24 protein-coding genes and 1 riboswitch are annotated in these 23,447 nt (G+C 68.2%); of the genes, 14 read left to right on the top strand and 10 right to left on the bottom strand.

The features are described 5' to 3' along the window. The first annotated feature begins 168 nt into the window (after positions 1-168). The 7 genes from OK17_RS07585 to OK17_RS07555 all read left to right on the top strand — a co-directional run bounded on the left by OK17_RS07585 (position 169) and on the right by OK17_RS07555 (position 8,266). Complete coding sequence (locus OK17_RS07585; protein WP_461417106.1) at positions 169-1,350, top strand: phosphatase PAP2 family protein; 1,182 nt, start codon at positions 169-171, stop codon at positions 1,348-1,350. Positions 1,351-1,689: 339 nt separating this feature from the next. Continuing rightward, positions 1,690-2,958 (top strand): ABC transporter substrate-binding protein, encoded by a 1,269-nt coding sequence (locus OK17_RS07580; protein WP_461417094.1) that lies wholly within the window; start codon positions 1,690-1,692, stop codon positions 2,956-2,958. Positions 2,959-3,070: 112 nt separating this feature from the next. Continuing rightward, the gene (locus OK17_RS07575) at positions 3,071-5,080 is read left to right on the top strand and encodes an ABC transporter permease (protein WP_461417093.1); all 2,010 of its coding nucleotides are present in this window, start codon (positions 3,071-3,073) and stop codon (positions 5,078-5,080) included. Beyond that, the gene (locus tag OK17_RS07570) at positions 5,073-5,942 is read left to right on the top strand and encodes an ABC transporter ATP-binding protein (protein ID WP_232717739.1); all 870 of its coding nucleotides are present in this window, start codon (positions 5,073-5,075) and stop codon (positions 5,940-5,942) included. Before OK17_RS07575 ends, OK17_RS07570 begins: the two co-directional genes overlap by 8 nt. Next, entirely contained in the window at positions 5,939-6,685 is a 747-nt protein-coding gene (locus OK17_RS07565) for an ABC transporter ATP-binding protein (protein ID WP_232717738.1), read from the top strand. The genes OK17_RS07570 and OK17_RS07565 overlap by 4 nt, the downstream gene beginning before the upstream one ends. Positions 6,686-6,729: 44 nt before the next feature. Next, a complete protein-coding gene (locus OK17_RS07560; protein ID WP_461417092.1) occupies positions 6,730-7,425 on the top strand; it encodes a TetR/AcrR family transcriptional regulator in 696 nt (231 codons plus the stop codon). 193 nt (positions 7,426-7,618) lie between these two features. Beyond that, positions 7,619-8,266 (top strand): pyridine nucleotide-disulfide oxidoreductase, encoded by a 648-nt coding sequence (locus OK17_RS07555; protein ID WP_461417091.1) that lies wholly within the window; start codon positions 7,619-7,621, stop codon positions 8,264-8,266. On the opposite strand, the gene OK17_RS07550 is transcribed toward OK17_RS07555, so the two are convergent. From OK17_RS07550 to OK17_RS07535, 4 genes are all read right to left on the bottom strand, one after another. Next, positions 8,218-9,480, bottom strand: a complete 1,263-nt coding sequence (locus OK17_RS07550) for an oxygenase MpaB family protein (RefSeq protein ID WP_232717735.1) — start codon at positions 9,478-9,480, stop codon at positions 8,218-8,220. The two genes, OK17_RS07555 and OK17_RS07550, sit on opposite strands and share 49 nt — an antisense overlap. Before the next feature lie 63 nt (positions 9,481-9,543). After that, positions 9,544-11,124 (bottom strand): MFS transporter, encoded by a 1,581-nt coding sequence (locus tag OK17_RS07545; protein WP_461417090.1) that lies wholly within the window; start codon positions 11,122-11,124, stop codon positions 9,544-9,546. Between the two features lie 111 nt (positions 11,125-11,235). Further along, positions 11,236-11,424, bottom strand: a complete 189-nt coding sequence (locus OK17_RS07540) for a hypothetical protein (RefSeq protein ID WP_461417089.1) — start codon at positions 11,422-11,424, stop codon at positions 11,236-11,238. Between the two features lie 154 nt (positions 11,425-11,578). Then, positions 11,579-12,763: an ATP-grasp domain-containing protein gene (locus OK17_RS07535; RefSeq protein ID WP_461417088.1), complete on the bottom strand. Its 1,185-nt coding sequence runs from the start codon at positions 12,761-12,763 to the stop codon at positions 11,579-11,581. 228 nt (positions 12,764-12,991) lie between these two features. Between OK17_RS07535 and OK17_RS07530 the strand changes: the two genes are divergently transcribed. The 4 genes from OK17_RS07530 (at position 12,992) to OK17_RS07515 (ending at position 16,217) form a co-directional block, all read left to right on the top strand. Then, positions 12,992-14,137, top strand: coding sequence for an EamA/RhaT family transporter (locus tag OK17_RS07530; RefSeq protein WP_461417087.1), 1,146 nt, complete (start codon positions 12,992-12,994; stop codon positions 14,135-14,137). Positions 14,138-14,199: 62 nt separating this feature from the next. Further along, positions 14,200-15,066: an SCO6745 family protein gene (locus OK17_RS07525; RefSeq protein ID WP_461417086.1), complete on the top strand. Its 867-nt coding sequence runs from the start codon at positions 14,200-14,202 to the stop codon at positions 15,064-15,066. Next, a complete protein-coding gene (locus OK17_RS07520) occupies positions 15,063-15,524 on the top strand; it encodes a nuclear transport factor 2 family protein (protein WP_461417085.1) in 462 nt (153 codons plus the stop codon). Before OK17_RS07525 ends, OK17_RS07520 begins: the two co-directional genes overlap by 4 nt. A gap of 9 nt (positions 15,525-15,533) precedes the next feature. Next, positions 15,534-16,217 carry a phosphoribosyltransferase gene (locus OK17_RS07515; protein WP_461417084.1) on the top strand — a complete coding sequence of 228 codons (684 nt, stop codon included), beginning with the start codon at positions 15,534-15,536 and terminating at the stop codon, positions 16,215-16,217. Between the two features lie 36 nt (positions 16,218-16,253). On the opposite strand, the gene OK17_RS07510 is transcribed toward OK17_RS07515, so the two are convergent. The 5 genes from OK17_RS07510 to thiO form a co-directional block, all read right to left on the bottom strand. Then, the gene (locus OK17_RS07510; RefSeq protein WP_461417083.1) at positions 16,254-17,012 is read right to left on the bottom strand and encodes an ABC transporter permease; all 759 of its coding nucleotides are present in this window, start codon (positions 17,010-17,012) and stop codon (positions 16,254-16,256) included. After that, positions 17,012-18,004: an ABC transporter ATP-binding protein gene (locus tag OK17_RS07505; RefSeq protein ID WP_461417082.1), complete on the bottom strand. Its 993-nt coding sequence runs from the start codon at positions 18,002-18,004 to the stop codon at positions 17,012-17,014. The genes OK17_RS07510 and OK17_RS07505 overlap by 1 nt, the downstream gene beginning before the upstream one ends. A gap of 424 nt (positions 18,005-18,428) precedes the next feature. After that, on the bottom strand, positions 18,429-19,250 hold the full coding sequence (gene thiG, locus OK17_RS07500) for a thiazole synthase (RefSeq protein ID WP_461417081.1): 822 nt from the start codon (positions 19,248-19,250) through the stop codon (positions 18,429-18,431). Continuing rightward, positions 19,243-19,443 carry a sulfur carrier protein ThiS gene (thiS, locus tag OK17_RS07495; RefSeq protein WP_461417080.1) on the bottom strand — a complete coding sequence of 67 codons (201 nt, stop codon included), beginning with the start codon at positions 19,441-19,443 and terminating at the stop codon, positions 19,243-19,245. Before thiS ends, thiG begins: the two co-directional genes overlap by 8 nt. Next, entirely contained in the window at positions 19,440-20,504 is a 1,065-nt protein-coding gene (gene thiO / locus OK17_RS07490; RefSeq protein WP_461417079.1) for a glycine oxidase ThiO, read from the bottom strand. The genes thiS and thiO overlap by 4 nt, the downstream gene beginning before the upstream one ends. Continuing rightward, positions 20,498-20,607: riboswitch (TPP riboswitch) on the bottom strand. It overlaps the preceding gene by 7 nt. A 47-nt stretch (positions 20,608-20,654) precedes the next feature. Between thiO and thiE the strand changes: the two genes are divergently transcribed. Beyond that, positions 20,655-21,341 carry a thiamine phosphate synthase gene (gene thiE / locus OK17_RS07485; protein ID WP_461417078.1) on the top strand — a complete coding sequence of 229 codons (687 nt, stop codon included), beginning with the start codon at positions 20,655-20,657 and terminating at the stop codon, positions 21,339-21,341. Between the two features lie 452 nt (positions 21,342-21,793). Next, positions 21,794-22,162, top strand: coding sequence for a hypothetical protein (locus OK17_RS07480; protein ID WP_461417077.1), 369 nt, complete (start codon positions 21,794-21,796; stop codon positions 22,160-22,162). On the opposite strand, the gene OK17_RS07475 is transcribed toward OK17_RS07480, so the two are convergent. Continuing rightward, complete coding sequence (locus OK17_RS07475; protein WP_232717721.1) at positions 22,159-22,641, bottom strand: NUDIX hydrolase; 483 nt, start codon at positions 22,639-22,641, stop codon at positions 22,159-22,161. The two genes, OK17_RS07480 and OK17_RS07475, sit on opposite strands and share 4 nt — an antisense overlap. A gap of 145 nt (positions 22,642-22,786) precedes the next feature. Here OK17_RS07475 and def point away from each other — a divergent pair, with 145 nt between their 5' ends. Continuing rightward, positions 22,787-23,353 carry a peptide deformylase gene (gene def, locus OK17_RS07470; RefSeq protein ID WP_232717720.1) on the top strand — a complete coding sequence of 189 codons (567 nt, stop codon included), beginning with the start codon at positions 22,787-22,789 and terminating at the stop codon, positions 23,351-23,353. Positions 23,354-23,447: the final 94 nt, after the last annotated feature.

Genomic DNA, 23,447 nt, shown 5'->3' with positions numbered 1-23,447 from the left:
GATGGTCGGACCGGGCGCCCCTCGCCGCTCATCGAGAGTCGGGGAGGGGCGCCGCCGCGTCCCTCCCCGTTCGTCCGGCGAAACAACATCTACGATCGTGAGGTGACCTCGGACAGCGTCGCCCGGCCCCGCACGACCTCCGCACCCCGCCCGCGCCGGCGGACCCTCGTGCGGCTGTTCGCGCCCGTCATCGCGACCGCTGCCGCCGTCGCAGCAACCGCCGCACTGGTGGCCCCGACGCAGGCCGCCCCCGCGAAGCCCACTCCGGCGCCGTTCCCGATCGGCGACCTCGCGAGGCTCTACCCGTCGGACATCTCCTCGTTCCCCGGCGGCATCTACCTGCAGCCCATCGAGACGTTCAGTGCACTACGCCGGGACCGTCCCGAGATCATGGCGCAGAACCTCGACAAGGTCGTGGCCGTCAACCAGGCCGCGGCCGATGACCCCGCCCTGCAGCGACGCGCACTCACCGACGCCCACGACGATCCGCTCGTGACGATGTCCGACGCGTTCGGGCAGAAACTCGGCCACCACTTCCGCGACGCTCTGGCCGCCGGCCGACTGCCCAAGACCACGTCGATCTTCAGCGACTACCTGGCCCGGGGTGGCGGCATCGCCAACACAACGCTGGTCGAGAAGTACGTCTTCGACAACGACCGCCCGTTCGTCGTCGCCCCCAAGCGAATCCGGAAGTACACGCGCGCCGGCGCGAACGAATACGACGCACTCGGGATGAACCCGTCGTTCCCGTCCGGGCACGCGGGCATGTTCTTCTGGCGCGGAACCCTTCTCGCCCTGATGCTCCCCGAGTTCGCCCCGCAGTTCCTCACGCGCGCGTCCGAAGGCGGTTACCACCGCGTCGTGCTCGGCGTGCACTACCCGCTCGACGTGATCGGCGGAGCCATGGTCGGTCAGGCGGCGGCCGCCGACCGGTGGAACGACCCGGAGTTCAACCGGTTGCTCCGCGCCTCAGCCGCCGAGATCCGCCGTGAGCTCGAATGGCGTTGCGGCGCCCCGTTGTCCACCTGTATCGAGCAGGACACCCCGTATCTCACCGACGACGAGGCGAAGCGCATCTACACCGAGCGCCTCACCTACGGCTTCGACCGGGTCTCCTCTCCCACACATCGAATGGTGGTCCCGCAGCAGGCCGTCGACATGATCGCCCCCGCCTTCCCGTCACTGTCCGATGCGCAGCGTCGCCAGATCCTCGTCGCGACAGCACATCCCGCCGGCTACCCGCTCGACGATCAGCGCCCGGGCCGCGCCTCCTGGCAGCGGCTCGACCTCGTCCGGGCTTACACAGCCCGGGTGACCGTCGACGCCGACGGCCACGTCACCGTTCACTGACGACGCGTCCCTCTTTCCTTTACTGAATCGTTTGTCCCACTGCGCGTTGCGAACTCACCACGCAGACATCTCGTCGCGCCGAACCGGATCAGAGTGTGTCCAGTTTGCCCGAACAGCTTGACACCTGCGTAAGAATGTCGCTAATTTTCGGGTGGTCCACATCACACCGGAAGTGGACTCACCGCCGTGAACAGGGCGGACGGTGCCGACTCTCGGACCCAGTCCGACGACTGGGTTAACGAACTCACTCACCTTCAAGCCCCGCCGGGGCGATGTCGTCATGCCTGCTTCCGGGCTGCTTCGTCGTGCCCGGAGACCATCGGGAAAGGCAGTCGAAACATGCGTTTGTCGAACTCTCGAAGAGCCGGACGGCTCGCGGCGGTCGCCGTGGCCGCCGCGTGCATATTCTCCGTCGTGTCGTGTAGCAGCGACGACGGCGGATCGGACGGCTCCGCCGCGGACTCCAGCGGCACCAAGGCCTCCGGCGAAGCCATCAAGGTCGGATTGTTCAATCCCTCCAAGGGCCCGGCCACCCAGCCCGGTGTCACCACCGGCAAGCAAGCGGCCCTGGACTACATCAACAATCAGATCGGCGGCATCAACGGCCGTCCCATCGAGATCGTCGACTGCGGCATCGACCAGACCGCACCCGAGTCGACGGTGTCGTGTGCCAACCAGTTCGTCGAGGCCGGCGTGGTCGCCGCGATCGACGGTTTCAACGCCGAATCGGCTGCCGCCGTGCCGATCCTGACCGCCGCGAAGATCCCGCTGGTCGGCCAGATCCCGTTCAGCACCATCACCGGCGCCTCGGCGGACAACCGCGTGTACTTCGGACCGCCGCCGGCCGCGTTCCTCGTCGGCTTCATGCAGCAGCTGAAGGCCGACGGCAAGAGCTCACTGACTCTCGCGAACGCCGATCTGCCGCAGGCACATCAGGTCTTCGACGGCCTCATGAAGCCGCTCGGCGCGCAGCTCGGCATCGAGGTCAAGTCGGTGTACTACCCGCCCGCCGGGCCCAACTTCACGCAGCTGGCCAGCCAGCTCGCCGAGGGTAGCCCCGACGCGGCCGGTCTCATGACCGCCCCCAACGACAACGTCTGCACCAAGCTCGCCCAGTCGCTGCGCTCGGTGAAGTTCGAGGGCACCATCTTCCTGGCCGCCTGCACCGACTTCATCGACACCCTCGGCCAGCAGGCCGTCGGCGCGCAGACGTACTCGCCGTTCTGGCAGACGCCCGCGCTCGACTCCACGCCGGCCGAGGTCAAGGGCAACCTGGAGACCGCACAGAAGTTCATCGACGACCAGAACGGCACCGCCGGCTTCTACGCCTACGGCACCTTCTCGATCCTCGCCGACTTCGCCACCACCGTCGGCAATGCCGAGCTCACCGAGTACACCGGCCCGAGCATCCTCGGGGCGCTCAAGGCGATCAAGGACTACCAGTCCTTCATCGGCCCGAAGCTCAACTGCGGTAAGCCGACGAGCCCGAACTGCACCACCGAGATGCTGCTGTTCAACGTCGTCGCCGACAAGAAGACCGAACCCGCCACCGGCGGATTCATCACCCCGCTCCCGGCAGCGCTCGCGCTCATCCCGGGCGCCGCGTAAGCGAGCACGACACGGTAGGGATGGGCCCCTCCCCGGGGCCCATCCCACCACCCACCCGTCCGCGCGATCCGTCCGCGTGTAATGCGCACGCGCCGAACGAATGAGTTGCCACATGGGCCAATTCCTCCAGTTCGCCTTCCTCGGGCTAGCCGCGGGTGCCATCTACTCGGTACTCGCCTCGTCCCTGGTCGGCATCTACGCCGCCACCGGCATCATCAACTTCGCCCAAGGCGCCATCGGCCTCTACTCGGTCTACCTCGTCGCCGCGCTGCGCACCGACGGCAGCCTCGTCCTGCCCATCGGCACGCTGAGTCTCGGCAGTGAGGACGACCCCGCGTCGATGGAACTCGCGCTGCTCCTCGGCGTGGTCAGTGCGGTGATCTGGGCGCTGCTCGCCCACGTCCTCGTCTTCCGCCCCCTCCGACACGCGCCCGTGCTGGCACAGGTTGTCGCATCCGTCGGGCTCATGCTGTTCCTGCAGGCTCTCGTCCAGCTGCGCTTCGACACGGAAAACCTTTTCGCCCAATCGATCCTGCCCGAGAACACCGTGGAGATCGCCGGTGCCGTCGTCAACGTCTCCGACCTGATCCTCGCCGGCGTCGCCATCTCGGTGTCCCTGCTGCTGTGGGCCTACTTCCGTCTCACCACACTCGGCGTCGCGACGCGCGCAGGTTCCGAGGACGAACTGGCCGCCCGCCTGTCGGGTTACTCCCCCGACCGCCTCGCCGCCGTCGTGTGGGTCATCACCGGCGCGGCCACCGGCCTCATCGTCGTGCTGGCCTCGTTCACCATCGGCCTGACCGTCACCAGCTACACCTTCTTCGTCATCCCGGCGCTCGCCGTCGCCCTCGTCGGCCGGCTCACCTCCTTCGGGATCGCCTGCGCGGCAGGTCTTGTACTCGGCGCCTTCCAGTCGGTCATCTCGTGGCTCGCCACCAAGACCTGGTGGCCGGAGTGGGCGCAGGCCGGCCTCGGCGACGCCGTGCCCTTCGTCATCGTGGTGGTCGCGCTGTTCCTTCTCGGCGGACGTATCCCGTCGCGTGGTTCGCTCGGCGAGGTCCGCATGCCGGCGGTGCGCATACCCCGTATCCGGGTCGTCCCGACGGTGGCGATCATCGCGGCCGTCGTCATCGCCATCCTGCTCACCTCCGGTACCTGGCGGTTCGGCGTGGTCACCTCGGTGATCCTCTCGCTCATCGCGCTCTCGCTGGTCCTGTTGACCGGCTATCTCGGTCAGATATCGTTGGCGTCCATGGCATTTGCCGGTGCCGCCGGTTTCGCGCTGTCGAAGCTGACCACCAACTGGAATGTGCCGTTCCCGTTCAGCATGCTGTTCGCCGCGCTGATCGCCACCGGCCTCGGCGTGCTGGTCGGCGTCCCGGCGCTCCGCATCCGCGGCGCGCAGCTCGCGGTGGTGACCCTGGCCGCGGCGCTGGCGATCCAGAGCTTCGTGTTCAACAACCCGGCCATCACCGCGTTCGAGGGCAACATGATCGCCGACCCGACCCTCTTCGGCATCGACCTCGGTGTTCGCGACGGCACCAACCTCGTCACCCTGCGGTTCGCGCTGATGGTTCTCGTCGTCGTCGCGATCGCCACCCTCGTGGTCCTGCGGTTCATGGGCGGCTCGACCGGCCGCGCGTTCCTGGCGGTCCGTTCCAACGAGCGCGCGGCCGCATCGGTCGGGATCAACGTCGCCGCAACCAAACTCCTCGGTTTCGCTCTGTCGGCCTTCCTCGCCGGCATCGGTGGTTGCCTCATCGGTTACAGCCGCGGCCAGCTCTCGGCCGGCTCGTTCACCGTCATGATCGGCCTGACCCTGCTGGCGATGACCTACGTCGGCGGCATCACCTCGTTCGCCGGTGCCGTCATCGCGGGCATCATCGGCCCCCTCGGCGTCGGTTATGTGTTCCTCACCCAGACACTGAGTTTCGGCGAGTACTACGAACTCATCGCCGCGGGGAGCCTCCTGCTGATGGCGGTGATGAACCCCGTCGGCGTGGCCGGCGCGGCGTCGGAATTCGGTGACCGCATCCGGGCCCTCCGGCACCGCCGAGAACCGGAGCCCCAACCCGAGGCGCCCGGCGCGGCGCAGAGCGCAGAGGCAGGTGCCCATGTCTGAGTCGACCGTCCTGGAACGGACCACCCTGCTCCGAACCGATGGACTCTCCGTCCGCTACGGCGGTGTCAGCGCCAACTCCGACGTCGACATCACGGTCGGCGCCGGAGAGATCGTCGGCCTGATCGGTCCCAACGGTGCGGGCAAGACCACCTTCGTCGACGCCGTCACCGGATTCACCAAGGCCACGGGCGCCGTGTCGCTGGCCGGTGAACGCCTGGAGAAGTCCTCCCCGCACCGTCGGCGGCGGGCGGGGATGGCACGCACCTGGCAGGCCGGCGAGTTGTTCACCGACCTCACCGTCTCCCAGAACCTTGCCGTCGCCGTTCAACCCGTCGGCCTGCGCGCGATGCTGTCGGACGTGATCAACGGTTCACGGCCGCCTGCCGAGACCATCGACCACGCACTCGATCTCGTCGGTCTGCGCGACGCCGCCGATCAGCTTCCCGGCGAACTCACCCTGGGACAACAGAAACTGGTGGGCGTGGCCCGGGCCCTGGTCGGCGGGACCCGACTCGTCCTCCTCGACGAGCCCGCGGCCGGCCTCGACACCCACGAGAGCCGCGACTTCGGTGCCGAACTGCGTCGCATCGCCGCCACCGGCATAGGCATCCTCCTCATCGACCATGACATGTCGCTGGTCCTCGACGTCTGCGACCGCCTCTACGTGCTCGACTTCGGGAAGGTCATCGCCAGTGGCACACCCGCGGCCATCCAGGACGATCCGGCGGTGATCTCCGCGTACCTGGGCAGCCCGGAGGTGGACCCGGATGCGGTCGCCGAACTCGACGCGTCCGGGACATTCATCGAATCAACAGATCTGGCAACCGAAACCGAACCGACCTCGTCCGAGGAGAACCGATGAGCACGCCGTCCGACGCCTCCTCGGCCACCCCCGTCCTCGAACTCGACGACATCACCGTCGGTTACGGCGGGGTGCCGGCCGTGCGCGGCCTGAGTGCCTCGGTCCGCGCCGGGGAGATCCTGGCCCTGCTCGGACCGAACGGCGCAGGCAAGACGACCACCCTGCTCGCCACCGTCGGCGCCCTTCCGCTGATGTCGGGCTCCGTGACCGCGCTCGGGGAGCCGATCGACCATCACATCGAACGCAACGCCCGCCGCGGCGTGACCCTGGTCCCCGACACCCGCGGCCTCTTCCACAAGCTGTCGGTCTCGGACAACCTGCGATTGGCCAAGCGCAAGAACGGAACCGACCTCGACACGGTCTTCGGGTACTTCCCGAAGCTCAAGACCATGCGCTCGCGCCATTGCGGCAACCTCTCCGGCGGTGAGCAACAGATGCTCGCCCTGGCCAAGGCATTGCTCGCGCGTCCGCGGGTTCTGCTCATCGACGAGATGAGTCTCGGCCTGTCTCCGGTCGCCGTGCAGGATCTGCTCCCGCGGCTCCGCTCGTTCGCCGACGAACACCAGATGGCCGTGGTCCTCGTCGAGCAGCACATCGACCTCGCCCTCGGGATCGCGGACTCGGCGATCGTCCTCCATCACGGCCGGGTGGCCCTGTCGGCGAGTGCCACCGAACTTCGTAGCCGACGGGACAAGGTGGAGGCCGCGTACTTCGGTCGCACCATAGAGGAACAGGCCTCCTGAGACCGGACACGACGAACGCCACCACCGACGAATCCGGGGACGCCGTGGTCACCGCCGACGATCGATCTGCAGAGGGGACCGAACGGTCCTCCGGGGGACGCGCCAAGCACGAACGCCCGGCGCGCAGCACCCGGAATCGCCCGACCGACGAGCAACTTCTCGATGCGGCCTGCGAGGTGATCGCCGAGGTGGGCGCCGACCGCGCGACGATGACCGCCATCGCCGAGCGCGGTGGGACCACCCGGGTGACGCTCTACGCACACTTCGGATCCCGCGATGATCTCGTCGCCCGCGTGATCAGCCGCGAGCTCGACACCTTCACCTCGTTCATGTTCCGCGTCTACGACGAGAGCGAGGACATGCCGCACGGGGCGCGAGCCCGCTACTCGGTGCAATCCCTGTTCGACTACGCCCGGAACCACCCCGCAGGCCTGCGGGTCCTCATGGGACACAGCGCGGGCCAGGGCAACCGCCGCCTGTACGCCGCTCTCGAACCGAGGATCTCCGCACGACTGCGGAAGAACTACGCCGAGCGCGGCGCCGGGATCGCCGCCAGCGCGGATACCCTCGCGTCGCTGCTGCTCGGCATGAGCCTCGACGTCGCGCATCGTGCGCTCATCGTCGACGGCGCCGGCATCGACGAGGCCTGCGACCTCGCCGTCACCGCCACCATGGCCGTGCTCCGCGACGTCCGGCCGGAACAGCTCCAGGCACTCGACGCGTCGCTCGCACAGCGCTGACACCCCGACGAAGACTCTGCCCGGCGGCTCCGGCCGTGACGGTCCAATCCGGTCCAAGACGGTCCAAGACCCGGACAAGTCGACCCCAAGTTCCCCGCAAGCGGACCGGGCGATTCTTTCTCCTGTCACACGAACCCCCGCGGTCGACCGCCTCCGGCATCCCGGACGATGACCGCCCAGGAGAGGAAACCGTATGTCCCGCCCGCAGAACACCCAGCCCGACACCGTCCACCTCGAGAACGCGCAGATGAACCACGCGCAGATCGGTCCGATTCCCGGCCCCCGACGCCCGCTGTGGCAGATCGGCCGGCGTGCCACCGTCATCGTCGCCTGTCTGTGCTTCAGCGCCCTCGCGGCCTGCAGCTTCAGCATCGGCTCCCAGACCGTCGAGGAGGCCTCCGACATCGACGTCGGCGAGTGCCTGCAGATCGGCGAGGAGGCCGGCGAGGGCAAGGTGAAGGCCACCAAGGAGGACTGCGAGGGCACCGAGGGCCTCACCTTCTTCGCCGCCGACAAGGTGGCGTCCGACTCGGAATGCACCGCCGACTACACCTCGACCCTCACCTTTGCCGGTGGCGACCAGAAACTGTGCATGACACCGAATTTCGCGACCGACACCTGCTACCAGATCCCGATCAACGGCGGGAAGCTCGCGGACTACCGCGAGGTCGAATGTGGCGCCTCCCCGGTCGAGAACACGGTCATCGCCAAGACGGTCAGCCGCGGTGACGGGTCGATCAGCTGCCCGGATGATCAGACGAAGTGGACCTTCGCGCAGCCCGCATCGATCGGTTACTGCCTGACCGAGGACGTCACCGCGGCAGGCGCATTCGGCGGCTGAGCGGTCGAACCGTCGGCCGGGGGCTGGCCCGACGATGCGGAGTCGGCGGCCGCATCGACCAGGCCGTGGGTGACCTGGTAGTCGTCGCGCATCCGGGCCATCTCGGCCTCGCGCACGCGGTAGGCCTTCTCGACCCGACGACGAGCGCGCCGAGCGCCGCCGACTCGCTGCGCCGATCCGGCGAGCGCGAGAACCGGGCCGACCCGGCCGAGAACGTGTTTGGCCTTCCCGTCCGGGATGCCCAGGGCATCGGCGTCGTGGTCGCCGATGAACACCCGCTGCAACCCGTACATGAGGTTGGTGGCCAACCGATCTCGCAGGATTCGCGGGCCGGGCAGTACGTTGGCGAGCTCGGGGACGAGGTAGTCCTCGGTGAGCGCGACCACGAAGTCGTGATCGTCGGGCCCCGGTCCCGGTGACGTCAGGCGGTACAGCTCCTCGATGCGGACATGATCGGCCGCGCACCGCGGATTGAGCTCGGGACTCATGCCGACGACATGGCCGACGTAACGCCAGAGATGGTAGATGTCATCGAGTTCGCGGTCGGTGAACCGGACTCCGAGGGTGTGCATCGCGTCGATCGCGATATGGCCGAACTCGGCGATCGTGAAGGCCATGTACGGCTGCGGAATCGGTACACCCCAGGATTTCTCGTCCCAGTCCCCGCGCTTCCACAGCATCTGCCGTACGTGCGCATGAATCATGCGGACCCGCACGGTGTAGGCGAAACCGCCTCCGTCGCGGCGCATCCCGCCCGGGGTGATCACCTGACTCAGCCACTCCCCGACCTCCACCGACCGCAACGCCGGTTGTGACACATAGCGTCCGGTGATCGCAAGGGGTTTGGCGGCGATCGTGTTTCCCGCACCGCGCACCAGTGAGGCCGCGCCCAGGACGATGCCGAGCGGTGCGGTGTTCACGATGAGGGCATCCGCGGCCCGGGCCATCCGATCGTGGTCGACCCAGGCCGGCTCGTCGTCGAGAAAGGCGAACAGGGCCCGCATCGACTCGGTGGACTCGTCGAGCGAGGAGATCCCGGAGGTGAGCGCCTGTCGGAGCACCGAGGTCGTCGACCCGCCCGGATGCGAGTCCGCCGCCACCGCGTCGGCGAGCGGGTCGGCGAGCCACATCTGGTCGAGCCAGACCCGTCCGGCCTTCCCGTATCGCTGCACGGCCAGATCGGGATTCACCAGATCAGTCGGTATCCGCTCCATGACTCAATGAGAACACGGGCGTGCTCACTTTCCCTACCATTTCCCGCACCGGCCGGGAACACCTCAGAGGCTGTGCTGTTTCGCGTACTCGGCCATGGCCGCGCGCTCGTCGTCGTGATCCGGGTAGAAGAAGAACACGATGGCCGCGCCCACCAGCACGATCGCCGCGGCGGCGCCGTAGGCGCGGTTGTCCCCGTGCACGAAGGCGTCCCGGGCGGCGCCGATGATCTGATCGGCGTACTGCGGATAACGCTCGGCGAGGATCTCTGCGCTGGAGAAGGACTTGGTCAGCGCCGCCTCGGTCTGTTCGGTGACCTGACTCGCCTGCGGGGAGTTCGCGATCGTCTCCCGCAACTGGTTGGCGTAACCGGCCGTCAGGATCGCGCCGAGCGTCGACTGCAGGACCGCTCCGCCGAGGTCGCGTTGCAGGTCCGACATGCTCGACGCCATGCCCGCGCGTTGGACGGGCACCGACCCGGTGAGCGACTGCGACGCCGGAGTGCCGGCCAGGCCCACGCCGATGCCGACGAGGACGTAGACGAGCCCGACGTGCCAGAAGTGGGCGTGCTCGTCCCAGGTGAGCATGGCGAACACCAGCCCGAGCACGATGAAGGCGTACCCGGACAGCAGGGTGAACCGAGATCCCATGCTGTGCACCAGTTCGGCTGACCGCGGCGCGACGACGACCATCGCTCCGGCGGCCGGCAGGATCGTCGCACCCGCGGCGAGTGTCGAGTAACCGAGCACGTTCTGCATGTACTGCTGGCCGATGAACATCGCGCCCATGAGCGTGCCGAAGACGATAAGTCCGCCGAGCGCCGCGACCCAGAAGGTCCGACGGGACGCGATGCGGAGATCGAAGAGCGGAACACGCACGCGGAGTTGGCGCCACACGAATCCGGCGCCGGCGACGACCGCGATCGCGGCGAGGATGTAGACCTGCAGTCGTTGATCGCTGTTGGGCGCGAAGTTGATCGCGAGGACCAGCGCCCCGACCATCACGATCGAGACGATGCCGCCGAGGTTGTCGACGACCGCTGCCTCGTCACCGGTGTCGTCGGGCACCAGCCACCACGCCGCCGCCAGCGCGAGGACCGCCAGCGGCAGGGTCACCAGGAACACCGAATGCCAGTCGAACACCTCCAGCAGACCACCCGACATCACCGGGCCGAGAGCGGAGATCGCGCCGCCGAACGCCGACCAGGCGGCGATCGCCCGGGTGCGCTTCGGCCCCGACCACAGCGCGGTGATCACCGCGAGGGTCGTCGGGAAGGCCAACCCGGCCGCGATACCGCCGACCAGACGGGCACCGAACAGGACCTCGACGTTCGGCGCGAAACCGGCCACCAGCGACGCCGGAATCGACAGCGCCATGCCGAACACGAGCATTCGCTTGCGGCCGTGGCGATCTCCGAGCGCACCGAAGTACAACACCGACGCGGCGAGACCCAGCGAATACCCGACCGCAATGAGGTTGAGTTGCGTCGAACTGGCGTCGAGATCCTTGCCGATGTCCGGCAACGCGACGTTGGCCACCGCGAGATTGATGTTGGCCACGCCCGCAACGAGGATCAGTGCGACGAGGATGGCACGCGCGCGTGCCGGTGCCGTACCGGTGTCAACCTCGGGCGTCGTCGACGTCATCGGTGAATCGTACGTCCGGAATCACTGCCCGAGCAGGACTTCCGCACGTCAGCGGCACGGAATTGCCACGCCCCGGGGACCATCGGCCCCCGGGACGCGATCGTCGTGCCGTCAGATGCAGATGTTGAACGACAGCGAACCCAACGGGACACCGAAGCAGAGCGCCGCGGAGCCCACGACGGGTTGCGCCTCCACCGGCGCCGCTGCGGCCATCGGCGCACCGGCGAATGCGAGTGCCCCTGCCGCGGCGACAGTGGTGATCCCGACGGTCAGACGACGAGTGATCTTGGATGTGTACATAGCGAGCCCCCTCGAGCACGTTTCCCCCACACCGAACCCCGCTCACGTGACCCATCGCCGCAGGTGGTGCTAGGTTTCGAGTCTACGCCGCCAGGTCAAGAGATCGTGTCGCACATCTGGAGGACATCGAGCGGAACGCCGTCGATGACCGGATTCAGAGGCTGATCCGCAGACCGTCCCACTCGTGGTCGTGCATGAAGCCCTCGGCGAGCCCGACCCGGTACTTCACGCAGCTGCGGAGGATGCCCGCGTAGGCGAGCGGGAGCAGGACCGCCGGCTTCTGGTCTCCGGACCGGGTGATCACGTCCGACGCGCCGCGGAAGTCGCGCGCGAACTGTCGGAACGACCGACCCTTCCGGGACGGCGCGCGCCATCCGTAGAGCATCATGCCGAGCCCGATCATCTTGTCGACACCGGGTGCGGGCGTGATGATCTCGGCATCGGGGTCCGAGGTGCCGAGGAAGGCACGATCCACGCCGTCCTCCGGGGAGAACATCATGATGCCGCTCGTCGCACGTGGATTGCACTCGATGCAGAACAGATCCTTGTCCGGCCCGTCCTCGATGAAGTCGAAGCCGATCTGCCCGGTGAAGTTGACGCGCTTGACGATGTCGGCGACCCACGCCTGGATACGCGGATGGTCGACGGACCGGAAGTTCAGGCATGAGCTGCCGTCGATGGCGTAGTCGACCGGATAGGTGGCGTGCGCGTAGATCCGGCCCTCGTGGCACACCGAGTAGGTGCAGTATTTGTCGCCCGACACCCACTCCTGCGCGACCCACGGGTTCTGCTCGTCGTGTTCGAGCCAGGTGAGCGGATCCCCCGGTTGCACCTTGTGCACCTTCTGCGAACCGCGCGAGTAACACCGCTTGAGTGCGAAGGGCTTGTCGAAGTCGAGCGAACCCGCGTCCTCGGGTCCGGCGACCCGCGCGAACTTGCGGGTGGGGATTCCGAGTTCGACGAGAAGTTCTTGGAATTCGTACTTGTGGTGCAGCCGGTTCTCGATGTCGAAATCGGAGAGGAAGAGCCGGCACGTCGGCGGGAACAATTCCGCGAGCATCGCGATGATGTCGGTCTCCTCATGGACCGGGATCACCATGTCGACGTCGTTCTCCTCGACGATCCGCGCGAGCGCACGGCAGTATTCGAGCGGTTCGAACTTCGGCGGCGGAACCCGGTGGAATTCGCCCACCGCGTTGGAGAATCTGCTGATCGCGACGGGAATCGAGTCGACAGTCGTGACCCGGTGTCCACCCGCGGCCATGAGTCGTGCGAGTTCCAGGGAAAGGAACGACCGACCGAAGGTGATCAGTACATGAGCTCTTCCGGCGCTGTCCACCCGACAGAGTCTAGGGGTACCGGGGACCCGAATGCGGAGCGTCGGTTCCTACGACTGTTGAATGGAATCGGACACTGCGGGAATATTCGGTACCGATCTGACGGTTCGTCCTGTTAGTTTCCGCAGGACCGGTCTCTGTACCGGTCAGACTTGTAGTGGCACGCGGTCGGGATGGGCGACGGACCGGATCACCCCTGGAACGGGGTTCCGGACCGAGTTGGAGGAGGCATGCAACTGTTCGTGGTCGGCGTCATCGCCGCATGCCTTGCGGCGGTCGCCTATGGGATGTCGACGGTACTCCGCGCGCTCGGAGCGCGTCGTGTCGCCGCGGCCGCCGCCGAAGAGGGCAAGGGCATCACCAACGAGAACGGTGCACCCACCATCTCCTCGACGATGTCGACCTTCGTCGATCCCGCCTTCATCCTCGGCACCACGATGGTCGTCTTCGGTTTCGCCGGCGGCGCACTCGCCGCGCGTTTCCTGCCGCTCTTCCTGTCGCAGACCATCGTGTCCGCGAACCTCGTCGTCACCGCACTCCTCGGCACGATCATCCTCAACATCGCCCTGCACACCCGCGAATGGGTCGCCATCTGGCTCGTCGTGATGTCGCTGTGCCTGCTCGGTGTCTCCTCGTCGCACCACACCGGCGGCGGCGAAGAGGTCGGTTTCCACTGGGGCCTGTTCCTCGCCACCGTCGCGCTGTGCGCCTTCGCGCTCGTCGCCGTCTACAACTTGGGTTCGGCCGCCGGCGCCATCGTCGGTGGCGCCGCCGCGGGTCTGCTGTTCGGCATCATCGCCATCGCGGTCCGCATCCTCGACGGGGTCGACCCGTTCGATCCGGTCGCCCTGCTGACCGACCCGGCGGCGTGGACCATCGCCGCGGCCGGCGCGGTCGGCTTCTACATCCAGACCGTTGCGCTCCAGCTCGGCGCCGTCAACGGCGTCACCGCGGTACTGGTGGTCGGCGAGACCGCCGGACCGAGCCTGGTCGGCGTCGTGTTCCTCGAGGACACGGCCAAGCCCGGACTCGGCTGGCTCGCCATCCTCGGCTTCGTCGGCGCCGTCATCGGCGCCGTGCTGGTGGCCTGGTACGGCTCGGTCGACCCCGATCATCTCGGCGAGGCGCCGCCGATGAAGGGCGGCTGGCGTCGCGGGCGCGAGGAGCCGGAGGACTCCGAGTCCGATGAGTCGGGTTCCAAAGAACTGGGTTCCGAGGAGTTCGACCCCGAGGAGTTCGACCCGGATGCGTTCGAAGCGGAGTTCCGCAGCGACCCGGACGATCCCGGCTCTCGCGGCGACGAATCCGGACCGCGTCCCGAAGCTCCCGAGTCGGACCATCGATCCGTCGGTAGCCGGGACTCGCGCCACAACTGATCGCAGGCGTCCATCGCCGCGAAGTGGTTGACACCCGTTCCACCGGTGGAGAAGGTGGGGTGATGACGACCACAGCGACAGAGTCGCTCTCCCGCCTCGCCTACGAAACCCTCGAGCCTTTCCACATCCTTGCGTACTTCAACCCGGGACTCCGCGCCGCACAAGAGGACACCGGTCTCGACGGCCACGCCTTCTATGTGGGCGCACGCGGAGCTCCCCTCGGCCCCTGCGCCGCACCGGTCGTCTCCGCCGCGTTCTACAACTTCAACCCCGACCTGGTCGCCAGGTCGTGGAACTCCGCGGTCGACGCCGGCCTCGACCGGGTCCACGAACGCCGCCACGCGATGCTCGACGATTCCCTGCGGCAGATCCTCGGCGATTCCGCCGACGACGCCCTCCTCGACGAACTCGCCTCCGAGTACACCCGGCTCGCCACCGACCTACCGCTCGGCGGTCGTCCCCTCGCTGCGGCGTGGGCGTCAGCGCCGACGCCGGACACACCGCGCCTGCGACTGTGGCAGGCGATCGCCGTACTCCGGGAGTGGCGGGGCGACAATCACATCGCCGCTCTCGTCCTCCACGGACTCAACGGCTTCGACGCCGCGGTCTTCCATGAGGCGCAGCTGCCCGATCCGTCGGTGAAGCGCCGGGTGATGGGCAAGCGCGTCGTGCTGCTCACGCGCGGGTACGCCGAACAGGACTGGGAGGACAGCATCGACCGACTGGTGGAGGCCGGCCTGGCCGAGCGGGTCGACGACGGCCATCGACTCACGGCGCAGGGCGCCGCAGTCTACGACGACATCGAGGCGACCACCGACGCCGCCGGAGAGTCGTTGTGGGCGGGCAACTCCGAGTTGCTCGAACGAACCCGCCCGATCGTCAAGGCCGTGCTCGATGCCGGCGTCCTGCCCGGAACGAGGAACAAGTGAGCAACCACAGCGAAGACCTCCGTGAGATCGAGAACCTCAAGTACCGGTACCTGAGGGCACTCGACACCAAGGACTGGACGACGTTCGCGTCGACACTCACCGAGGACGTGACCGGAAACTACGGCGCGAGCCTGTCTTTCGGCAACCGGGACGAGCTCGTCGGATACATGGAGGCCAACGTCGGTCCCGCGGTCATCACCGAGCACCGCGTGAACCACCCCGAGATCGAGGTCTCCGGCGACACCGCCCGCGGCCGTTGGTATCTGCAGGACCGCGTTATCGTCGCCGAGTTCTCGTTCATGCTGATCGGGGCCGCCTTCTACGACGACACGTATCGCCGGACCGAGGACGGCTGGCGCATCAGCTCCACCGGCTACGACCGCACCTACGAGGCCACCATCGGGCTGGCCGACCTGCCGAGCTTCAAGCTCGAGGTCGGTCCCGCGGTACGCATCTGAGGGCCTGACATGTCCGGCCGCGACTTCACCGACGGTGTTTTCACCGACAGGGTCGCGGCGGGACGTGTGCTCGGCACGCGGGTGGCCGAGGTCCTGCGGGCTCGGGACGACACGCGTTCGGCGAGACCGGTGGTCATCGGGCTGGCCCGCGGCGGTGTGCCCGTCGCACGCGAGGTCGCCGATGCGACGAACGGAGACCTCGACGCGCTCGTCGTGCGCAAGGTCGGCGCACCGGGACATGAGGAGTTCGCGATGGGCGCCCTGACCGCCGGTCATCTGGTGATCAACGACGACATACCCCGCCGACTGGGCGTCTCGCGTGCCGAGTTCGACGCCGTCGCCGACCGGGAACGGCGCATCCTGCACGATCGCGAGGCGCTCTACCGCGGCGGACGGCCACCGGTCGAGGTCGAGGACCGGGTTGTGGTGCTCGTCGACGACGGTCTCGCCACCGGCTCGACGATGGCGGTGGCCATCGACGCGATCGACGCGGCCGGTGCGGCGCGACTGATCGTGGCCGTTCCCACCGCACCGTCGGATTCGGTTGGCCGCCTCATCGATCGCGGCGTCGACGAGGTCGTCGTGCTGACCATGCCCGACCCCTTCGAGGCAGTAGGACTCTCCTACGAGGACTTCCGTCAGGTCGACGACGATGAGGTGATCGCGTGCCTGGAGCGCGGTCGCCGACCCTGAGCACGTGGACGTGGCACGCCAATCGAGGTCCGCGAACTAGGCGTCCCGAGCGCTGGTCACGAAAGTTGCAGCGGTCAAGAGGATTACGGTGAACGCGGCGAAGTACGCCAACGAACCGTACGCATTCCAGTGAAAGGTGTCGTCCCCGCCGGACAAGAAGTTCCACCCGTTGAGGAACGGCAGGAACGGGGTGACGTTCTCACCGATGCGCGGAAGCACCGAGAGGATGCGTTCGAACGCGAACATCCAACCCAACACGATCGCCACGGCCCCGGCGGAGTGCCGCACGAGGGCGCCCACCGAAATCCCGATCAGCGCGCACAACAACGCGAAAACCGGCGTGCCCCAAAGCTGTCGCACTGTGTCCGGGCCACCGAGCTCGATGCCGTTGCCGGTGAGCGCCTGGCCCAGCACGACCCCGGCGAAACCCACGATCGCAGCCACCACGAAGGTGAGGCCGCCGAACACGACCGTCTTGGCGAGGATCACGAGCGGCCGTCGGGGCACCGCGGCGAACGTGGGCCGGATGGTGCCGAACCGGTATTCGGTGGTGACGCCGAGAACGGCCATGATCGCGAAGACCGCGACACCGAACTGGTTCACGCCGACCAGATAGTCGATGGTGCGGGTGTCGACCGATGCGGAGTCGGCGTAACCACCGGACAACAACCAACCGAGAAGTACCGCGACACCGAGGCCGAACACGACCACCATCGCGAGACACCAGTACGGGGCCCGGGTGCTGGACAGCTTGATGCGTTCGGCGTCGACCGCCGCGAGTGCCTGGCCGATCATCACCGAGTCCCTTCCGCGGCGCCGTGACCGCCCTGACCGCCGTGACCACCGGGGCCGGGTTCCACGGACCGGAAGCCGTCACCCCCGTGATAGTCGACGGCGTGTGCGGTCATCGACATGAACACCTCCTCCAGCGAGGCCGATTCGGCGGCGAGCTCGTGCAGCGTCACGCCTGCCGCGGCGGCGATGTCACCGACGCGGTCGGTCGTCGTGTCGGGCACCCGCATCACCGGCCGTCCCGCGGCATCGGGTGCGCCGGGCGCCGGCGCGAGGCCGGCCTCTTCCAGTGCGGTGTGCAGCTTCTCGAGTTCGGGCCCGCGCACCCGCACCGACTGTCGGGCCCGGCCGGTGAACTCGCCGACCGAGCAGTCGGCGATCAGGCGCCCGCGGCCGATGACGACGAGATGGTCTGCGGTGAGCGACATCTCGGTCAAAAGGTGACTGGAGACGAGGACGGTGCGTCCCTCGGCGGCCAACTGCCGCATGAAACCCCGAATCCACACGATCCCCTCGGGATCGAGGCCGTTGACCGGTTCGTCGAACAGCAGGGTGTGCGGATCACCGAGCAGCGCACCCGCGAGCCCGAGCCGCTGCGACATACCGAGCGAGAACCCTCCGGCACGCTTCCGGGCCACCGACGCCAACCCGACGATCTCGAGCACCTCGTCCACCCGGGACCTCGGAATCCGGTTGCTCGCCGCCAGCCACCGCAGATGCGAACGCGCACTGCGGTTGGGGTGGACCCAGTGTGCATCGAGTAGAGCACCGACCTGTCGCAGCGGATGGTCGAGCTCGCGGTACGGCACGCCGTTGACCGTCGCGGTCCCCGAGGTCGGGCGGTCGAGTCCGAGCATCATGCGCATCGTCGTCGACTTACCGGCGCCGTTGGGGCCCAGGAAGCCGGTGACCCGCCCCGGCCCCACCTCGAAGGTGAGGTCGTCGACCGCGCGCTGACTCCCGAAATCCTTCGTCAGATTCGTTACCCGCAACACGACTCGACCATAGCGGCCGGGCTGTGCTCCGCCGGGTGGTTGCGACACACCAGGCCTCCGAAGCCCGTCGTCTTCGATACGCTCCTTCGTCGCTACTCAACCCGGCGGCTTGCGCTCCTCACACCTGAAGTACCCGCGTCCGGTGAACCGGCCGTCGTGAGGGCCGAAAGGGTCCGCTCGCTGAAAAGCGCCCAGATCCCGACTGCCGAACCTCAACTCGACCGGCAGACGTCGATCGAAGTCTGCCGGTTGGGTTGACGTCGACCGGTGGTCAGGTGGGCGACGGTGTCTCACCAGGCCTTCGCGGCTCGTCGACTTCGATACGCTCCTTCGTCGCTACTCAGCCCGGCGGCTTACGCTCCTCGCACCTCAGGCATCGGACCTGGGTGCGTTGCGTTCTTTCGGATCGGGCAACAGGGGCAGCTCAGGCGCGATCCAGCGTCGGCGACGACGCCTGCGCCCAGAACCTTTTCGGGATACGACCCGCCCGTGCGGCGAGCCTCCCGGCGATCACCGCATGCCGCATCGCCGACGCCATCCGCTCCGGATTCTCCGCACGGGTGACGGCGGTCGCGAGAAGCACTCCGTCGCAGCCGAGTTCCATCGCGCGGGCAGCGTCGCTGGCGGTACCGATACCGGCGTCGAGGATCACCGGCAGCGGATCGTCGAAGGCCGTGGAACAGTGGTCGACGATCATCTCGATGTTGTGCGGGTTGAGGATTCCGAGTCCAGTCCCGATCGGTGAGCCGAGCGGCATCACCGCGGCGACACCGAGGTCGGCGAGTCGTGCGGCGAGGACCGGATCGTCGTTGGTGTACGCGAGCACCACGAATCCGTCGGACACCAATGCGGCTGCGGCGTCGACGAGTTCGACGGCATCCGGCATCAGGGTGAGATCGTCGGCCACCACCTCGAGTTTGACCCAATTCGTCTCGAACGCCTCGCGTGCCAACTGTGCGGTGAGCACCGCCTCGGCGGTGGTGTGGCATCCGGCAGTGTTGGGCAGCACCGCGATGTCGAGGCGGCGCAACAGGTCGAAGACACCCGTTCCGGACGCGGCATCGACGCGACGCACGGCGACGGTCGTGAGTTCGGTGCCCGACGCGACGAGTGCACGCTCGAGGGACGCGAGATTCGTCGCGCCGCCGGTTCCGGTGATGAGGCGGGAGGAGAACTCGCGTCCGGCGATCCGGAGCGGGTCGGCCTCGGAAACGACTGCGCCGTCGATGATGCCGGTCTCAACCACCTTGCACCGCCGTCACGATCTCCACGACCGCGCCCGAGGTCATCGTGTGCGACGACCAGCGTCCGCGCGGTACGACCGCGCCGTCGACGGCGACCGCGATCCCGCGGTCCGGCAACCCGAGCCGGCTCACGACATCCTTCACCGACTCGTCGACGCCGACGTCGAGGTCCTCTCCGTTCACGGTGATGGTCACGCTGATGCTCCTTCCAGAATCCCGAGCACCTTGTCCGCCGTGCCCGGTGCGAGGACGATGCCGTTGCGGCCGTGGCCGGCCGCGACCACCGTGCGGTCGTCGATCCGCTCCACAATGGGTAGGCCGTCGGCGGTGCACGGACGTAATCCAGCTCCCGCCTCGGTCAGTTCGTAGGTACGCAGCCCCGGCATGACCTCGATCGCGTCGGCGAGCAGATCCGCCACGCCGCCGGCCTGCGGGACGTGATCATGAAAGTCCCCGGCCTCGTATTGCGTTGCGCCGACCACGATCCCGTCCTCGCGCGGGACCAGGTACACTGCCCGACCGTGGAGTCGGGCACGGACCACGTGTCCGGGCGGCGGGACCGACCATCGCGTCCGGCGCAATCGGAGGATCTCGCCCTTCGCCGCGTGGAGGCGCACATCGGGAAGCAATGCCGTGGTGCCGAGTCCGGCGGCGAGGAGTATCTGATCTCGTGGACCCGTGAGTTCGCACGCGTCGGCGAGGCTTTCCACCCGCGCCTCCGTGAACCGCACCCCGGCCGCGGTTCCGGCGCTGCGCAGGGTCCCCAGCAGTCGCCGGTTGTCGATGGACCACTCCCCGACCGCCCGGTACCCGCCGATGAGTCGCGAACTCAATGACGGCTCCAGCGAACGGATCTCACGACCCGTCACCGCGCTGAGCGTGGCGTCGGTGCGCGGCTGGTTGGCCCAGACGAAGTCGGCGAGGTGGCGCAGGTACTCGGCGTCGGCCGCCGAACCGGCGACGAACAGGGAATCGGTGGCCGTCACGATCGCGGGGCCGTCGAGGCGCTTCACCAGCGTCGGCCAGCGCCGCACCGATTCGACCGACAGCGCGAGCGCGGCCTCCTCACCCGGATGACCCTCGCCGAGCGAACCGAGCATGCCGCCTGCCACCCACGAGGCCCGCTCGTCGTGACCGGCGTCGATGACCTGGACTCGCCAGCCCGCATCGGCGGCGGCGAGTGCACAGGTCAGACCGATGACGCCACCGCCGACGACGGTGAGCGCAGGGTCGAATCGTGCTGGGGTGTCGCTCAAGTCAGATCACCTTCCTTCGCCGGAATGACCCGGATCAGGTTCGACGGTCTGCGGAGGGGTCCGCACTCTCAGCCCGCCTGCCCGGGCTCCCGTGTGTTCTCGCGGTCCACCCTACGCCCGGCCGGCCCGCGCGGGGCTAGCCTGGTCGCCGTGACGACTACCCCCGACTCACGTGCCACCGAATCGCGCCGCCGGCTGGACTCCACCCGGCTCTACCTGTGCACCGACGCGCGGCGTGAGCGCGGCGACCTGCTCGAGTTCGTCGGCGCCGCTCTCGCCGGGGGCGTCGGCATCGTGCAGCTGCGCGACAAGGGGTCGGCGGGCGAGAAGAAGTTCGGCACACTCGAGGCCCGTGAGGAACTCGAGATCCTCGCCGCGCTGCGGGACGTCGTCGACGCCCACGGTGCGCTGCTCGCGGTCAACGACCGGGCGGACATCGCCGCGCTCTCGGGCGCCGACGTCCTCCACGTCGGACAGGGTGACCTCCCGCCGCAGGTGGCGCGCCGGATCGTCGGACCCGACACGATCATCGGCGCGTCGACCCACGACCCCGAGCAGGCCGCCGCTGCCGCCGCCGACCCCGACATCGACTACTTCTGCGTCGGTCCCTGCTGGACCACCCCCACCAAGCCGGGTCGCGGCGCCGCGGGCCTCGACCTGGTGTCGACGACAGCCGAGGCGTCCCCCGGCAAGCCGTGGTTCGCCATCGGCGGGATCGACGCCCCCCGGGTGCCCGAGGTGACTGCCGCGGGTGCCCGCCGGATCGTCGTCGTGCGGGCGATCACCGCCGCCGCCGATCCCGCCGCCGCGGCTGCGGACCTCCTCGGGCGGTTGTAGCGCCGACCTGCTGAAAAGCGCCCCCGTCATCCGCCCTCTGCAGCCGGGCCGCGGACATATCGTCGTCGGCGGCCCGCTGGAGGGCGCATCTCGAGGGCGGTTCCCAGGGGTGGTTTTCAGGGGCGGCTTTCAGAGCAGCCTGCCGGGGCGAAATCCGTTTGCCTGATCCCGACACCGCGGTCTAGCCTGGACGGATCATGATGTGCATCAAGCGCGTGCTCGTAACCCGCCGCAGCGGGGTCTGATTCGGACCGACCCCCCGCTGCGGGTCGGTTGCGCGCTCCAGTCGGTCATCCGTTCTTCGATCGAAATCGGTTTTCGAGATGCATCTTCTTCATCTGCCTCACCCATCCTTCTCACGACACGGGCATGCGACCGCGCCGTCGGGGGATCCCGTCACCGAGCACTTCGGCCGCCCGCTGCCTGCAGGTATGCGCGAGGAGGCCACCGGGATGAGCTGGCAACACTTCACCGACGAGTACGCATGCGGCGGTGCCATCCGCCTCGGCTCGTGGTCGGTCGCACCGGCGCCGCAGGACCTCGTCGAATGCCGCGCGACCATCGCGATCGCCGACCGCATCATGTCGTGCAGCGCTGTCGCCGCCGGACCGCTCGGCGCGATGACGTCGATCCTGTACGACCTCGGTGCGCCCGTTCAGATCCTGCGGTTGCACCAGCGCGAGGTCGGCGGGGCGATCGCGACGTTCCTGCTGTGTGAGAACAACGGCCGGCAGGCGTGGGCCTTCGGCGAGGGCAGCACCGGCGACGAGGCGAACATCGCCGCCCTGATCTCTGCAGCCAACCGGCTGCTCGGCTCCTAGCCCTGCGGGTCGAGTGCGGCGATCCGCTCGCGCAGCGTGGGCCAGGCCTGGCCGAACGCCGGATGCAGCGGGAGCTGATCGACGTGCTGTTCTTCGACCCAGCGCAGTTCCGTCGACTCGAAGTTGGCGACCGTGCGCACCGGCTCGTCGGTCTCGGCGATGACCGTCGTGTAGGTCCAGCCGCCCGGTGACTCGTGGGTGACGACGGCGGCGACGACCCGCAGGTCCGCACTGTCGATGCCGGCTTCTTCCTCGGCTTCTCGCATCGCGGTGTCGATGGCACCCTCGTGGGAGTCCCGCGCACCGCCGGGCAGAGCCCAGGTTCCGCCCTGGTGGGACCACGCGGCGCGATGCTGGAGCAGAACGCCTGTCGTGCCGTCGGCCAGCGGCGCCCGGAGCAGCAGACCCGCCGCGCCGTGGACACCCCAGTACCGTGAACCGTCGGGATCGATCACCCAGCCGTCGCCGTCTCCGCGCACCACGCCTCCTTGCAGCCCGACGAGCCGGTCGCCGGGTTTCCTCCACCGTAAGTGAGACACGCGCGACCTGCCAGGGCGATGCGCCGAATCAGTGAGACGTACACCGGCATTGCCTCGGGACACGCATCGACGGAACATGGACGGCATGCCCGTCTCTGAACTCCTCCGCCTCGGCACCGCCCGGTCGATCGTCCGCTGGGGCCGGCACGTCCTGCACCACCCGGCGCGACAGGTGACCGATTTCGGGCCGGACCTCCAAGAACTCCTCGCGGACATGTTCGCAACGAACACGGCGGCCCGCGGAGCCGGACTCGCCGCACAACAGATCGACGTCGACCTCGCGGTCTTCGTCTACGACTGCACCGACGAGACCGGGGCCCGACGCACCGGCGTCGTCGTCAACCCGTCTCTCGAAATGCCCGAAGGGCTCGACCGACGGCTCGTCACCTACGGGGAGGGATGCCTGTCGTTGCCCGGCGCGTACACCGACGTCGCTCGTCCCGACACCGCCACCTGCCGCGGGTTGGACCAATTCGGGGAACCGATCGAGATCACCGCGGGCGGCACCCTGGGCCGCTGTCTCCAGCACGAGACCGACCACACGAACGGGATCGTCTTCGGCGACCGGTTGCCCACCCGCGAGCGCAAGCGGTTGTACCGCGACCACAACGAGGTCGCCGAGCGGTACGGCATCGACTGGCCCGCCCGCTGACCCTGAGCCCTTTCGCCGCGGCGACACGTGTCGTCCACTCAGGATGGACCCGTCGGCGTGGCGACCGCGATGCCCGGAGGAACCCTCCTCGATG

It is taken from the genome of Gordonia sp. GN26 (assembly GCF_054823965.1).
The sequence above is the reverse complement of the archived record's forward strand: the minus strand, read 5'-3'. Positions and strand labels throughout refer to the sequence as shown.